Annotated in this window: 12 protein-coding genes; 4 read left to right on the top strand and 8 right to left on the bottom strand. The window is 47.3% G+C overall.

All coding sequences use genetic code 11. The features are described from left to right. Positions 1 to 3: 3 nt before the first annotated feature. The 3 genes from AOT11_RS11495 to fabB all read right to left on the bottom strand — a co-directional run bounded on the left by AOT11_RS11495 (position 4) and on the right by fabB (position 3,602). Entirely contained in the window at positions 4 to 1,017 is a 1,014-nt protein-coding gene (locus tag AOT11_RS11495) for an aspartate-semialdehyde dehydrogenase (RefSeq protein ID WP_017420564.1), read from the bottom strand. Beyond that, positions 1,014 to 2,147, bottom strand: coding sequence for a 4-phosphoerythronate dehydrogenase (locus AOT11_RS11490; protein WP_026050309.1), 1,134 nt, complete (start codon positions 2,145 to 2,147; stop codon positions 1,014 to 1,016). Before AOT11_RS11490 ends, AOT11_RS11495 begins: the two co-directional genes overlap by 4 nt. A 243-nt stretch (positions 2,148 to 2,390) precedes the next feature. Further along, on the bottom strand, positions 2,391 to 3,602 hold the full coding sequence (gene fabB / locus AOT11_RS11485; RefSeq protein ID WP_011079885.1) for a beta-ketoacyl-ACP synthase I: 1,212 nt from the start codon (positions 3,600 to 3,602) through the stop codon (positions 2,391 to 2,393). Between the two features lie 128 nt (positions 3,603 to 3,730). Between fabB and mnmC the strand changes: the two genes are divergently transcribed. After that, positions 3,731 to 5,749, top strand: a complete 2,019-nt coding sequence (mnmC, locus tag AOT11_RS11480) for a bifunctional tRNA (5-methylaminomethyl-2-thiouridine)(34)-methyltransferase MnmC2/FAD-dependent 5-carboxymethylaminomethyl-2-thiouridine(34) oxidoreductase MnmC1 (protein ID WP_017420566.1) — start codon at positions 3,731 to 3,733, stop codon at positions 5,747 to 5,749. A gap of 65 nt (positions 5,750 to 5,814) precedes the next feature. Here mnmC and AOT11_RS11475 read toward each other — a convergent pair whose 3' ends face one another. Together AOT11_RS11475 and AOT11_RS11470 are read right to left on the bottom strand one after the other, a co-directional pair. Beyond that, positions 5,815 to 6,078: a YfcL family protein gene (locus AOT11_RS11475; protein WP_011150887.1), complete on the bottom strand. Its 264-nt coding sequence runs from the start codon at positions 6,076 to 6,078 to the stop codon at positions 5,815 to 5,817. Positions 6,079 to 6,092: 14 nt separating this feature from the next. Beyond that, entirely contained in the window at positions 6,093 to 6,623 is a 531-nt protein-coding gene (locus AOT11_RS11470) for an elongation factor P hydroxylase (protein WP_026050308.1), read from the bottom strand. 237 nt (positions 6,624 to 6,860) lie between these two features. On the opposite strand from AOT11_RS11470, the gene AOT11_RS11465 reads away from it, so the two are divergent. Then, positions 6,861 to 7,484 carry a trimeric intracellular cation channel family protein gene (locus tag AOT11_RS11465; RefSeq protein ID WP_013571317.1) on the top strand — a complete coding sequence of 208 codons (624 nt, stop codon included), beginning with the start codon at positions 6,861 to 6,863 and terminating at the stop codon, positions 7,482 to 7,484. 89 nt (positions 7,485 to 7,573) lie between these two features. On the opposite strand, the gene aroC is transcribed toward AOT11_RS11465, so the two are convergent. Further along, the gene (gene aroC, locus AOT11_RS11460) at positions 7,574 to 8,659 is read right to left on the bottom strand and encodes a chorismate synthase (protein ID WP_011079880.1); all 1,086 of its coding nucleotides are present in this window, start codon (positions 8,657 to 8,659) and stop codon (positions 7,574 to 7,576) included. Between the two features lie 199 nt (positions 8,660 to 8,858). Then, a complete protein-coding gene (gene prmB / locus AOT11_RS11455) occupies positions 8,859 to 9,791 on the bottom strand; it encodes a 50S ribosomal protein L3 N(5)-glutamine methyltransferase (RefSeq protein ID WP_017420568.1) in 933 nt (310 codons plus the stop codon). A 59-nt stretch (positions 9,792 to 9,850) separates the two neighbouring features. Here prmB and smrB point away from each other — a divergent pair, with 59 nt between their 5' ends. After that, positions 9,851 to 10,381: an endonuclease SmrB gene (smrB, locus tag AOT11_RS11450; protein ID WP_011150890.1), complete on the top strand. Its 531-nt coding sequence runs from the start codon at positions 9,851 to 9,853 to the stop codon at positions 10,379 to 10,381. An 82-nt stretch (positions 10,382 to 10,463) separates the two neighbouring features. Here the strand turns inward: smrB and sixA are convergent, their stop codons facing one another. Next, positions 10,464 to 10,928 carry a phosphohistidine phosphatase SixA gene (gene sixA, locus AOT11_RS11445; RefSeq protein ID WP_017420569.1) on the bottom strand — a complete coding sequence of 155 codons (465 nt, stop codon included), beginning with the start codon at positions 10,926 to 10,928 and terminating at the stop codon, positions 10,464 to 10,466. Positions 10,929 to 11,244: 316 nt separating this feature from the next. Between sixA and AOT11_RS11435 the strand changes: the two genes are divergently transcribed. Further along, positions 11,245 to 14,022: an insulinase family protein gene (locus AOT11_RS11435; RefSeq protein WP_017420570.1), complete on the top strand. Its 2,778-nt coding sequence runs from the start codon at positions 11,245 to 11,247 to the stop codon at positions 14,020 to 14,022. Positions 14,023 to 14,119 lie beyond the last annotated feature (97 nt).

Genomic DNA, 14,119 nt, shown 5'->3' with positions numbered 1-14,119 from the left:
CGATTAGTAGTAGTCGCGAATCAACACTTCTGCGATTTGAACAGCATTGGTTGCGGCACCTTTACGCACGTTATCCGCCACGACCCACAAGTTCACGCCACTATGATGGCTGATGTCGTTACGGATGCGACCTACCATCACATGGTTTTTGCCACCCGCATCGCGAACTTGGGTTGGGAAGTCTTCGCCATGGAACACTTCAACGCCCTCGGTTTCTTCCAGCAGGCGAACCACTTCTTCTGCATCAATCGGTGAACCCGTTTCGATATGAACCGCTTCAGCGTGACCATAGAAAACCGGTACACGCACGCACGTAGGGTTAACGGTAATCGACGCATCATTAAAGATTTTCTGCGTTTCCCACACCATTTTCATCTCTTCTTTGGTGTAGCCGTTATCCATAAATTTGTCGATTTGTGGAATACAGTTAAATGCAATTTGCTGAGCAAACTGTTTGTTTTCCGCCGGAATGCCGTTTAAGAGTTTCGCGGTTTGTCCCGCTAGCTCATCAATACCTGCTTTGCCCGCACCAGACACCGACTGATAAGTACAAACGTTAATGCGCTCAATACCCACGGCATCGTAAATTGGTTTTAACGCCACCAGCATCTGGATGGTTGAACAGTTAGGATTGGCAATGATGTTGCGGTTACGGAATTCAGCAATGGCTTCTGGGTTAACTTCTGGAACCACCAATGGAATATCGTACTCATAACGGAAATGTGATGTGTTGTCGATCACGACCACGCCTGTCTCTGCTGCGATAGGCGCCCATTTCGCAGAAAGATCACCGCCAGCAGAGAACAGACCGATGTGCGCTTGCGACCAGTCAAACTCTTCGACATTTTGCACGTAAATTGTTTTACCGTTGAAACGGTAAGTCTTACCTTCACTGCGCTCACTGGCTAGCAAGTACAACTCACCGACAGGAAATTTGCGCTCTTGAAGCACTTCAAGAATGGTTTCACCGACCGCTCCGGTCGCCCCTAAAATGGCAACATTGTATTGTTGGCTCATTGACTTACCTCAACTTGAAAACCTAGTTTTGCTAGTGGTTTTAGACGACATTGCGCGCTTCCCACTAGCGTGACGGCACTGTATTCACGACGATCCCAATACTCTTTGCGCATTAGGTCAAATGCACCTGGCGCACCGATTTCACGTCGGAATTGTGCGTCATCTCTACGCACATCGTAGACCAATTGCGTCAGGGTATGGAGCGTTGCTTCATCCCACTTGCGATCCAGTACCACTTTTGGCACGGGCGCAGTTGGCAAGAGGTCGCTGGCATGCGCACGAAGTTCATTACCGATAAACTCACAATAACTATTGAAGATCATTGTGGTTCCGCGAGCTTTCCCCTCAAGACCGTAACCAGCTACGTGAGGGGTGGCGAATGCTAACAGAGGCAGTAGCTCCATATCAACCTCTGGCTCAAATTCAAACACATCAAGTGCCGCCGTAAAGCCGTCAGCTTGTTGCAGACGTCGCTTAAGCGCTTGATTATCGACCACAGGACCACGAGCAGCGTTAATCAAAATTTGATCCGCACGCAATGAGTTTAGAATGTCTTCGTTGATCAGGTGATGTGTCGGATATTGACCGTCGCGTGTGATTGGCGTGTGTAAGGTGATAACATCCGCTTCTTGCAACAAACGATCAAGCGAGGTGAACTCTCGCTCGTCCCCTTCTTCTTGCTTAAAAGGGTCATTGATCAGCACTTTAATACCGATGCCTTCCAAACATTGCTGTAAGTAACTGCCAACTTGCCCAGCACCAATAATGCCAACGGTTTGTTCAAAAACCGAAAAACCTTGCTGCTGCGCCAGTACCATCATGACACTAAAAACATACTCAGCGACACCCACTTTGTTGCAACCTGGAGCCGCAGTAAAGTAAATGCCCTTTTCTTTCAATAGCGCTTGGTCAACGTGATCCATACCCGCTGTCGCGGTACCGACAAACTTCAGTTTGTTGGCTTTGCTGATCAATTCAGCGTTCACTTTCGTCACTGAGCGAATCATCAGTGCATCAATATCCACCAAGTCGTCAGCCTTCAAACTGCGGCCTGGCTTCAAAATCACTTCACCAAGCTGGCTAAATAGCGTCTCGGCGTAAGGCATGTTTTCATCAACAAGAATTTTCATTGCGGCAAATCCCAGATCCATATTGGAAAGTTGCAGTGATTGTGCCCTTTTTCATAAAAATCTCAACACATTCACCGACAAACAAAAAGAAAAAACCCGGCACAAGACCGGGTAAAATTCCAGAACAAAAGGATCCCGTCCCGCTCTCCATGGGACAGAGTCTGCGTCTGTTCGATCAGTGGTACTGATCAAGCTCTGGAAACTGGTGACCGTGCTGCAATGCAACACGGCTGAGCTTTGCCATTAACCTTGGTATTTTTTAATCACCAAAGTTGCATTGGTACCACCGAAACCAAAGCTGTTCGACATCACTGTATTCAATTCTGCTTCACGCATTTCAGTCACAATATCAAGGCCTTCAGCCGCAGCGTCTAGGTTTTCGATATTGATGCTTGGCGCAATAAAGTTGTGGTGTAGCATCAGCGTTGAGTAAATTGCTTCGTGAACACCAGCTGCACCCAATGCGTGACCTGTCATCGCTTTGGTTGCTGAAATGGCTGGGCTGTTACCCGCGAAGACTTCTTGAATCGCACCCAATTCTTTCACATCGCCTACTGGCGTTGAAGTACCATGCGTGTTGATGTAGTCGATTTTCTCTACGTCTTGCATCGCCATCTTCATACAACGCACAGCGCCTTCACCTGATGGTGCCACCATGTCGTAGCCATCGGATGTCGCACCATAGCCGACGATCTCACCGTAGATTTTCGCGCCACGCGCTAAAGCGTGCTCAAGCTCTTCGATCACCAGCATGCCGCCGCCGCCAGAGATAACAAAACCATCACGGTCTGCATCGTAAGTACGAGACGCTTTTTCTGGCGTCTCATTGTATTTGGTTGATAGTGCGCCCATCGCATCGAACATCATGGTTAATGTCCAATCGAGCTCTTCACCACCACCGGCAAACACGATATCTTGTTTGCCAAGTTGAATAAGTTCCGCTGCGTGACCAATACAGTGTGCTGAAGTCGCACACGCTGAACTCATGGTGTAATTCACACCGCGAATTTTAAATGGTGTTGCCAAACACGCAGAAACGGTTGATGACATGGTACGAGGCACCATGTAAGGACCGATACGCTTCACGCCTTTTTCACGCAGCGTGTCGACTGCCGCCGCTTGGTTTAGTGATGACGCACCACCAGAACCCGCAACGATACCTGTACGGTCGTTTGAAACTTGATCTTCTGTCAGGCCCGCATCCGCGATTGCCTGTTCCATCGATAGGTATGCATACGCAGCCGCATCGCCCATAAAGCGCATTTGTTTGCGATCGATATGATCGGCAGGAGTAATTTTCAGATCGCCCCACACCTGAGAACGCAGGCCTTTCTCTTTGAATTGCTCAGACGAAGTGATACCTGATTTACCTGCTTTTAGAGAAGCAAGCACTTCTTCGACGTTGTTACCGATACTTGAAACAATACCCATACCGGTGATTACGACTCGTTTCATGTGACATTCCTATAATTCAAAATCCGCTAGATAATAACTAAGAAGCATAACAAAAGTGGTCAGCTTTCCCAGAAATTCGTACAATCGCTCTATTCTAACCGCGCTACATCACAGATTTACATCCTACTATGACATCCATTACCCATGCAGAACTCGGCTGGAATGAAGTCGGCACACCGGTTTCTGACCAATTTGATGACGTTTACTTCTCCAATGTGAACGGCCTAGAAGAAACGCGCTATGTGTTTCTTAAACAAAATCTTATTCCTGAAAGATGGCAAGAATTTGACCGCCGTCGTTTTGTGATTGGCGAAACGGGTTTTGGCACAGGATTGAATTTCCTCGCGGTTTGGCAAGCGTTCAATGACTTTCGCAGTGCAAACCCTGACGCAGCACTCAAAGAGTTACATTTTGTCAGCTTTGAAAAGTTTCCCCTTAGCAAACAAGATTTGATCAAAGCGCATCAAGCTTGGCCTGAGTTGGCGGAGCTCGCGGAAAAACTTCATCGTCATTATCCACCTGCCGTTCCAGAATGTCATCGCATTGTGCTGGACAATGGCGCCGTCACGCTTGATCTGTGGCTTGGCGACATTAAAGACTGCCTACCCTCGGTGCCTTACGGTGAAGAAGGCATTATCGACACTTGGTTCCTCGATGGGTTTGCCCCAAGTAAAAATCCCGAGATGTGGAATCAGGATCTTTTCAATGGCATGGCAAAACTGGCGAGAGCTGAGTGTCGTGTGGCGACGTTTACCTCTGCGGGTTTTGTAAGACGAGGTTTGATTGACGCTGGCTTTGCCATGAAAAAAGTCAAAGGCTTTGGCACCAAGCGAGAAATGATCGCAGGCTGCATGGAAACAAGACAACAACAAAGTCGCCACGCGCCTTACTTCAATCGCACCTCTGCATCTCATCTCGACTCTATTGCCATCATTGGCGGAGGGATTGCTAGCGCAGCCCTCGCAAAAGCCTTGGTTCAACGTGGGCAAAAAGTGACCCTCTATTGTAAACACGCCCAAGCTGCAGAAGGCGCATCGGGTAACCGACAAGGCGCAGTTTACCCTTTGCTCAATGGCAATCATGATGGCGTTTCGCGCGTATTTGCCCCCGCGTTTTTGTTTGCTCGCCAGTTTGTAGAGCAAGCTGCACAAGCGCTCACCTTCGATCATGACTGGTGTGGCGTGACCCAGTTGATGTGGGATGAAAAATCAACCAACAAGTTGGACAAGATGCTCGCTGGGAACTTTGCACCCGAGTTGATTCAAAAGCTCTCCGTAGAAGAAACCGCAGCAAAAATTGGTTTGCCGATCGACCTGGCATCGGTTCATTATCCACTTGGCGGCTGGCTATGCCCTGCAGAGCTAACCCAAGCCCTCTTTGCACAATTGGGCACCCTCGACAACTTCACAGCCAAGTTCGAGCAGAGTGTTGAACAACTCATCTGGGACGAAAGGTCACAGCAATGGCAAGTCCATATTCAGGGCCAACACGATACTTATAGCGCTGTGGTTATTGCAAATGGTCATGAGTTTCAAACCTTCAGCCAAACCGCTGACATTCCGCTTGGCCAAGTCAAAGGTCAAGTCAGCCATGCCCCGGCTACTGAGACGCTTTCTAAGCTAAAAAGTGTGCTGTGTTACGACGGCTACATGACTCCCGTCAACCCAAACAATCAACATCTTTGCATTGGCGCAAGTTACGATCGCCGCCATTTGGATACTGAGTTTGATGCCAATGCGCAACGAGAGAATGCCGAGAAACTGACGCAATGTGTACCAAACCAAGCGTGGGCAAAAGAAGTGGATACCTCTGGCAATTTATCTCGCCAAGGGGTCCGCTGTGTGAGCCGAGATCATCTGCCGTTTGTTGGCAATGTCGGCGACTTCTCGGCTATTAAGCGTCAATACGCCGATTTGCCGCACACTCAAGCAGAAGAGATTGAGGTAATTTCTCAGTTTCCGAACTTATTCTGCCTCCTTGGCCTTGGCTCTCGGGGCTTAAGCTCTGCACCACTGATGGCGGAACTGCTCGCCTCGCAAATCTGTAACGATCCACTGCCTTTGCCAGTTGACGTGCTTGAAGAGTTACACCCAAGCCGCATGTGGGTAAGGAAACTGCGCAAAGGCAAAGCCATTACCGAGCTGTAAGTAGAAGATGCGCACAAACAAAAACGCCTCGTTGTATTGACGAGGCGTTTTTATTGAAACAGAGGTTAAGCTTGCGCTTGGAGCTCTTGCCACAAGTCGCTGACGATGATGCGATCTGCTGGCGCAAGTTCTGAGCGAGCATTCTCTAAACTCTGCTCAATGCGCGATTTTAGTTCCGTCACATCGTTTACGCCATCGTCTTCGCAAGACGCAGCAGAGAGCGAAATATGGCCACGCAAATAACCACCTGCAAACAGTTCATCTTCTGATGCCGTTTCAATACGTGCATCAATCAGTTCCAACAGTTTTTCTTCAAATTCAATAATCATGGATAATCTCGTGGTTACTTAACGATGAAATCGCCTACTTCTAAGTGCTTTACTTGATAAAAATTCCGCAATGCATCGGAAAGCATCTGCACACGAGGGGGGAACCCCGTCTCAAATATCGACATAACTTCCTGATGCACTTTCTGCATAAAGCCCAAACGGTCAGGCTCGAAATCGCCGTGTAGGTTGTCACAACTTACATTAAAAGGAAAGCCTGCGCTGAGTGCCAAAATCCATTCGTACGCTTGTGGGCGAATTTCAACTTTTTCAAACTCAGCTTGCACCTCAGCCGTTCTTCCATCGGGTTCATACCAATAACCAAAGTCTTCAAGGAGTCGGCGCTCTGGCCCAGCCACGCACCAATGGGCTATTTCGTGTAATGCAGAGGCATAAAAACCACGAGCAAAAATAATTCGATGATAAGGAACTGTGGTATCCGCAGGTAAATAAATTGGCTCATCGCCACCCAACTCCAATTGGGTATTGAATGAATCAGAAAAGGTCTGATTAAAAATGGTGATGAGGTCTTGATAATGGTGACTCATGGTTCGATCTGTACTTCTTTTGACTTGCGCTGCGCATTGTCGCTCTTTTTTAGAATGAGGTAAACGATTGTTCCAAAACACAGCGCAATTTGAATTAGCTCACCTTATTTGAAAGCGCGCTTTCCCCTACTATTTCTCATTCGTCAACCCAATCATTTGTGACTAAACTCACGCCTTATTTGTTATTCCACCCTTTGTATATATGACGCAAAGGAAGTGTTACTAGAGCGTTTCAACATGTTGTTAAGTGTTTTGTATGTCATTGGCATCACGGCAGAAGCCATGACAGGTGCGCTAAGCGCCGGACGCAGAAAAATGGATTGGTTTGGTGTAATGTTGGTGGCCAGTGCAACAGCCATTGGCGGCGGTACGGTACGAGACATCCTACTAGGGCACTACCCGCTTGGTTGGGTAAAGAATCCTGAGTTTCTTGCTATCACTTGTGTGGCGGGCATCTTAACAACGGGGCTTGCTAAATGGGTGATCAAACTCAAAGGCTTGTTTATTCGCCTTGATGCCCTCGGCCTCATCGTATTTAGCATTATTGGTACTAAAATTGCGTTGCAGATGGGCTTGCATCCGGGCATTTGTATGGTTTCCGCTCTAGTGACTGGTGTTTTTGGTGGTTTACTGCGCGACCTCATCTGTCGTCAAACACCATTGGTATTGCATGAAGAACTTTACGCATCCATTGCGCTTTTGGCATCGGGTCTTTACCTGACATTGTTGGCATTTGAAATCCCAGACGTCACGGCCACTATCGTCACACTCGTGGTGGGTTATGTACTGCGCATGGCGGCAGTCCGATTTAAATGGCGCTTACCGTCATTCCATTTGGACTCTGAAGAAGCCGTGCATTAAGAGACAAAATCTCCTATCAATCCATATCAAAAGGGTGACCAAGATGGCCACCCTTTTTGTTTATATTTCAATAGCTTTAAACTAGATAACTAGATTTTTGGCGTTTGCGTGCTGACGCCATGATTTTGTCCACGATGACGCAGTAAGTGGTCCATTACCACAATCGCCAACATGGCTTCAGCGATGGGCACTGCGCGAATACCAACACAAGGATCATGACGACCTTTAGTAATGAGCTGTGTCGATTCTCCATCCACATTGATGGTGTCTCCCGGCACTGTGATGCTTGAGGTTGGTTTTAACGCAATATTGGCAACGATGTCTTGTCCGGTTGAGATACCACCTAAGATACCACCAGCATGGTTGCTGCCAAAACCCTGAGGAGAAAGCGTGTCGCGGTGCTGACTGCCTTTTTGGCTCACGACATCAAAGCCATCACCAATCTCCACACCTTTCACCGCATTAATGCTCATCAAAGCATGAGCAATATCCGCATCAAGACGGTCAAACACGGGCTCACCTAAACCAACAGGAACATTCGTCGCCACCACTTGAATCTTGGCACCGATCGAGTCGCCTTCTTTTTTCAAGTCTCGGATCAGTTGATCAAAAGCCTCAACTTTGTCGACGTCAGGGCAGAAGAATGGGTTGTTCTCAATTTCGTTCCAGTCCACTTTATCAATCGCGACATCACCCATTTGCGAAAGATAAGCGCGGATCTCAACACCAAATGCTTGCTTGAGGTATTTCTTCGCAATCGCTCCAGCAGCCACTCGCATGGCGGTTTCGCGCGCCGAAGAACGACCACCACCGCGGTAATCACGAATCCCATATTTTTGGTGATAAGTGTAATCAGCATGACCCGGACGAAATTTATCTTTGATGTCTGAGTAATCTTTCGAGCGCTGGTCGGTATTTTCAATCAACAAACCAATCGATGTGCCTGTTGTTTTCCCTTCAAACACCCCTGAAAGAATTTTCACTTCATCCGGCTCGCGGCGTTGGGTGGTGTAACGTGATGTACCTGGGCGTCGGCGATCCAGATCGGTCTGCAGATCTGCTTCACTAATTTCAAGCCCTGGAGGACATCCATCCACAATACATCCCAGTGCGATACCGTGACTTTCTCCGAACGTGGTTACTCGGAAATGTTGTCCGATACTGTTTCCTGCCATTACTACCTCAAATATTGTTAGCGCTGTAAACCAGGCTATACATTTCAATTCTTCGTGATTTCATAGTGGCGCTATTGTGTTTTGATGTAAACCCCTAAAACGATCAATTTTGTCTTTTTCGGTCATCTCGAAAAAAAACGCCCGCTTAAATCATTAAAGCGGGCGTTTTCTCAAAAAGTGTCAGCAAAGGGGTTAATGCTTAGTCTTTGTATAGACGGAAATCCTCAGCACACGCCAACAACTGCTCGCGCGTGAGCAAGAAGACGCCGTGGCCGCCATTTTCAAACTCAAGCCAAGTGAATGGAATATGTGGATATTGCTCCATCATGTGTACCATTGAGTTGCCCACCTCACAGACCAAAATACCTTTCTCTGTTAGGTAATCCGGTGCATTCGCCAAAATACGACGCACGAGTTTAAGACCATCAGTTCCAGCAGCAAGGCCCAAGGCAGGCTCATGAGTGAACTCCGTTGGTAGGCTATTCATGTCTTCTTCATCCACGTATGGTGGATTGGTCACGATGATGTTGTATTGCTCTTTTGGCAAATCACGGAATAAATCGGAACGAATAGGGAAAACTTGTTGCTCCATGCCGTGGTCTTGAATGTTTTGCTCGGCTACTGCAAGTGCATCCACCGAGATATCAATGGCATCCACTTCAGCTTCAGGGAAAGCATGAGCACAGGCAATTGCAATACAGCCACTGCCCGTACACAGATCCATAATGCGTACTGGCTCTTCGATTAACCATGGTTCAAATTGCGCTTGGATAAGTTCACCAATTGGTGAACGTGGCACAAGTACGCGCTCGTCAACGAAGAACTCTAAGCCACAGAACCAAGCTTTGTTGGTCAGGTAAGCGGTTGGCGTACGTTCATTGATACGCTTAACCACACGCTCAACAACGCGCAAACGCTCGCTACTGGTCAAACGTGAGTTCAATACATGCGGAGGCACATCAATCGGTAAATAGAGCGTAGGAAGGATTAGCTGAACCGCTTCATCCCAAGCATTATCAGTGCCGTGACCGTAAAACAAATTGGCGGCATTAAAGCGGCTCACTGTCCAACGAATCATATCTTGAAGAGAATGAAGCTCAGAAACTGCCTCTTCTACAAAAATCTTATCCAAAATTGCCTCCGAAAAGCGCTACAATACTGCCAATGATGTAAATATTTAGTGTTAAACCCATGAGTAACAAAGACAACGACCTTGACGACGATTTCTCATTATTCCGGGAAGCAGTACAGGGCATAAAAAAGTTGCCTCAGGATACCATAGTCCAGCAACCAAACAGAAATACTAAACAAAAAGAAATCAAGCGTATTAGCCGTGAAGCCAGTGACTCTGAATTCTATTTCTCAGACGAGTTTGTGCCTCTTTTAAGCGAAGAAGGGCCGACCCGTTACGCACGTGACGACGTGTCCACCTATGAAGTCAAACGCCTGCGACGCGGGGTGTATGTCCCCGATGTGTTTCTTGATATGCACGGGATGACACAACAAGAAGCGAAGCGTGAACTTGGCGCAATGATCGCGTACTGTGTGAAAAATGAAGTGCATTGTGCTTGCGTGCAACACGGTATCGGGAAGCACATTCTCAAGCAAAAAACGCCACTGTGGCTCGCGCAGCATCCTGATGTGCTGGCCTTCCACCAAGCACCACTTGAATTTGGCGGAGATGGCGCCCTGCTTGTTCTGCTCTCAATCCCTGAGAAATAAAACCGCTCACACGTCTGCAGGTGACTCTCTCCTGCAGCGTCCTTCTTTTCGTTATTGCGCTCTAACCACTATTAGGCTCTAGCTACGGTCTTAAACTAAAACGGATTTCGCCACGATGCTGGCTCGGTTCAAACTCCACACACACCATGCCGGATGTCGGGAACATCGGCGCAGACATGTCTTTGACAAACTCCGCTGTCAAATACCCTACCAAAGGAAGGTGTGAAACCAGCAGAATCTGCTCTGGTTGCTCAACTTCAATCAGCGCGCACAAGTAATCATAAACTTGCTCAGACTGCCCATAAGGGGTGATGTCTTCACAGGTTTCCACTGCGTCGGCTTGAAAATAACCACTGATTTCTTGCCAAGTTTGTTGCGCTCGTAGGTAAGGGCTAACAAGAACCTTATCAAAATGTGTGATGCCATGTTCGGCACACGCTTTCGCTACGGTCTCCGATTCTAGACGACCACGAGTGGTTAAGGCTCGTTGCGCATCACTGTCGGCGAAATGTTCCGCTTCACCGTGACGCATAATTAGTACTTTCATGTAATATCCTTGGACTCAATTCGGATCATTATCATTTGACGCGTTTAGGCGCTTGCATTCTTCTTTGCATTTTTCGATCCGCTTTGCGCTGCCATCACAGCACAATGACGAGTATTTATTTGATGATCTTATTCGACTCAGCCGCGACAATTATATCAATTCACTTGCTAAAGACTTCGACTTTCTTAACAATCTGTTAAAGAGAGGTACGCAAAGCGTTATCAATCTCAATATTCGCCATGGAAATACCACAGAGAATTTGCACCCGCTCTTTTCAGGTTCATAATAACAATATTGACATTTTCGGAGACGCAACGTGCACTTAAGTCCAAATGACACTCATCACTATCGTTACTTGACGCTCGATAACCAGTTGAGAGTTTTGCTGATCAGCTCCGAAGACGCCACCAAATCAGCTGCGGCTCTTGCGGTCAATGTCGGGCATTTTGATGATCCTATCGAACGAGAAGGCCTTGCCCATTATCTTGAACACATGCTGTTTTTGGGGACGGAAAAATACCCTAAAGTAGGCGATTTTCAAAGTTATATTAACCAGCATGGCGGCAGCAATAATGCTTGGACGGGGACTGAACATACTTGTTTCTTTTTTGACGTCAGCGCCAATGTTTTTGAAAAAGCGCTAGACCGATTTAGTCAGTTTTTTGTCGCGCCTTTGTTTAACGAAGAGGCTCTGGATAAAGAACGCCAAGCGGTCGAATCTGAATATCGTCTGAAATTGAACGACGACTCAAGACGCTTCTATCAAGTTAATAAGGAAGTGGTTAATCCGAATCATCCTTTTGCAAAATTTTCCGTCGGTAACTTGGAAACGCTCAACGACAGAGATGGCATTTCCATTCGCCAAGAGATCGTAGACTTCTATCGCACTCATTATTCATCCGATTTAATGACCTTGACTATCTATGGGCCACAAAGTCTTGATCAACTGCAAACATGGGCAGAAGAAAAATTCGGATCCATTACCAACAACCATTTAGCGGGTAAATCGATAGCCGTACCCATCAGTGATGAAAACAGCACAGGCATTTTGGTGAACATTGAGCCGCTCAAAGAGATACGTAAGCTCATTATGACATTTCCTCTGCCAGGCATGGATCATCACTACTCAACCAAACCGCTTTCCTACTTTGCCCATCTGCTTGGTTATGAGGGAGAAGGCAGTTTGATGCTCAAGCTGAAAAACAAAAACTGGGTGACCTCTCTCTCTGCTGGCGGTGGCGCTGCTGGCAGTAATTACCGTGATTTCACCGTCAGTTGTACTTTGACGAAAGACGGGCTCGCCCATACCGATGAGATTATTCAAGCCGTTTTCCAGTATATTCGTTTGATCAAAGCAGAAGGGCTTGAAGAGTGGCGATACAAAGAAAAACAAGCGGTACTTGAGTCTGCGTTTCGCTTCCAAGAGCCCTCTCGACCGTTCGACATGGTCAGTCATTTGGTGATTAACATGCAGCATTACGCTGCGGAAGACACCATCTATGGCGATTATAAAATGGCGAAGTACGATGAGGCGCTGCTGCGCTCTTTGTTTGACTATTTTACTGTTGAAAATCTGCGCGTAACGTTGATAGCAAAAGGCTTTGAGGCAGACAAAGAAGCGGCATGGTACTTCACCCCATACCGTGTTACGCCTTTTAGTGGAGAGCAAAAACAAAACTACGCGCAAATTAACCCAGGTTGGGGGTTTGAGCTTCCAGCGCGAAACCCATTTATCTGTTACGAACTGGATCCCAATCCGCTCGAAGCGGATGAAACCCTGCCACAGTTGATTGAAGATCTTGAAGGGTTCCGCCTCTGGCACTTACAGGACACCGAATTTAAAGTACCTAAAGGGGTGCTTTACGTGGCGATAGACAGCCCACACGCGGTTTCTTCGGCGAAGAATATTGTCAAAACCCGACTGTGTGTTGAGATGTTCCTCGACTCGTTGGCCAAAGAAACTTATCAAGCCGAAATTGCCGGAATGGGGTACAACATGTACGCTCATCAAGGCGGCGTCACCCTAACGCTCTCGGGTTTCTCACAAAAACTGCCACAGTTGCTTGAGATGATCCTCAAGCGCTTTGCAACGCGAGATTTCAGCCCGATTCGATTTGACAACATCAAAAAACAGTTGCTCCGCAGTTGGCGAAATTCGGCGCAAGATCGTCCTATTTCTCAACTATTTAATGCAATGACAGGCATTTTACAGCCAAACAACCCTCCCTTTTCCAAGCTCATTGAAGCCTTACAGGAGATTGAAGTGGAAGAGTTGGCCGAGTTCGTCGATGAAATATTGGCAGAGCTTCACGTGGAAATGTTTGTCTATGGTGATTGGCAACGACAACAAGCTCATGATATGGCAACAACTCTCAAAAATGCGCTGCGTGTTAAAGAACAACGCTACGAAGAAGCCTTGCGTCCACTGATTATGCTTGGTGCAAATGGCAGCTTCCAACGAGAAGTGGAATGTGGCCAACAGGACTCTGCGGTGGTGATTTATCATCAATGTGAAGACACCTCACCGCACAGCATCGCACTTTACTCTCTTGCCAACCACTTGATGTCTGCAACCTTTTTCCACGAAATTCGCACTAAACAGCAACTTGGTTACATGGTGGGAACCGGCAACATGCCATTAAACAAACACCCCGGAATCGTGCTGTATGTGCAATCGCCAAACTCAGCACCAGCGGAATTAGTGCGCTCGATTGATGAATTTTTGAATGCGTTTTACATGGTGTTGCTAGAGCTCAATGAATATCAATGGCACAGCAGTAAGCGCGGACTCTGGAATCAAATCTCCGCACCAGACACCACCTTACGCAGCAGAGCGCAACGTTTGTGGGTTGCCATCGGCAATAAAGACATTGAGTTCAATCAGCGCGAGAAAGTGCTCGAGGAGCTGAAAAACTTAACTCGTGCCGACATGATCCGCTTTGTGGTAAATGAACTCAAACCAAGAACAGCGAATCGTTTAGTGATGCATACACAAGGTATCGCCCACGCCGATGCACCGAAAATTCACCTTGGTCAGGAAATTGGCTCGATTGAAGAGTTTCAGCTAAGGCCAAAAGATGTCGGCCTCGGTTAGCATTCAATCTGGTTTAGATATTGAGCAAAGAAACAAGCAGGCAAGCAAAGAAGCAAACAAAACAGGCTACCCGAGAGTAGCCTGTTTTACTTTTTTG

The sequence above is a fragment of the Vibrio vulnificus NBRC 15645 = ATCC 27562 genome, assembly GCF_002224265.1.
Taxonomy (GTDB): domain Bacteria; phylum Pseudomonadota; class Gammaproteobacteria; order Enterobacterales; family Vibrionaceae; genus Vibrio; species Vibrio vulnificus.
This window is presented reverse-complemented; position numbering and strand designations above follow the sequence as displayed.

Bases quoted from the DNA above. Each gene is read 5' to 3' on its own strand.
- AOT11_RS11465 (WP_013571317.1), top strand. From the start codon at position 6,861: ATGTTGTTAAGTGTTTTGTATGTCATTGGCATCACGGCAGAAGCCATG.
- sixA (WP_017420569.1), bottom strand. From the start codon at position 10,928: ATGAAAGTACTAATTATGCGTCACGGTGAAGCGGAACATTTCGCCGAC.
- mnmC (WP_017420566.1), top strand. From the start codon at position 3,731: ATGACATCCATTACCCATGCAGAACTCGGCTGGAATGAAGTCGGCACA.
- AOT11_RS11495 (WP_017420564.1), bottom strand. From the start codon at position 1,017: ATGAGCCAACAATACAATGTTGCCATTTTAGGGGCGACCGGAGCGGTC.
- AOT11_RS11475 (WP_011150887.1), bottom strand. From the start codon at position 6,078: ATGATTATTGAATTTGAAGAAAAACTGTTGGAACTGATTGATGCACGT.
- AOT11_RS11470 (WP_026050308.1), bottom strand. From the start codon at position 6,623: ATGAGTCACCATTATCAAGACCTCATCACCATTTTTAATCAGACCTTT.
- fabB (WP_011079885.1), bottom strand. From the start codon at position 3,602: ATGAAACGAGTCGTAATCACCGGTATGGGTATTGTTTCAAGTATCGGT.
- aroC (WP_011079880.1), bottom strand. From the start codon at position 8,659: ATGGCAGGAAACAGTATCGGACAACATTTCCGAGTAACCACGTTCGGA.
- AOT11_RS11490 (WP_026050309.1), bottom strand. From the start codon at position 2,147: ATGAAAATTCTTGTTGATGAAAACATGCCTTACGCCGAGACGCTATTT.
- smrB (WP_011150890.1), top strand. From the start codon at position 9,851: ATGAGTAACAAAGACAACGACCTTGACGACGATTTCTCATTATTCCGG.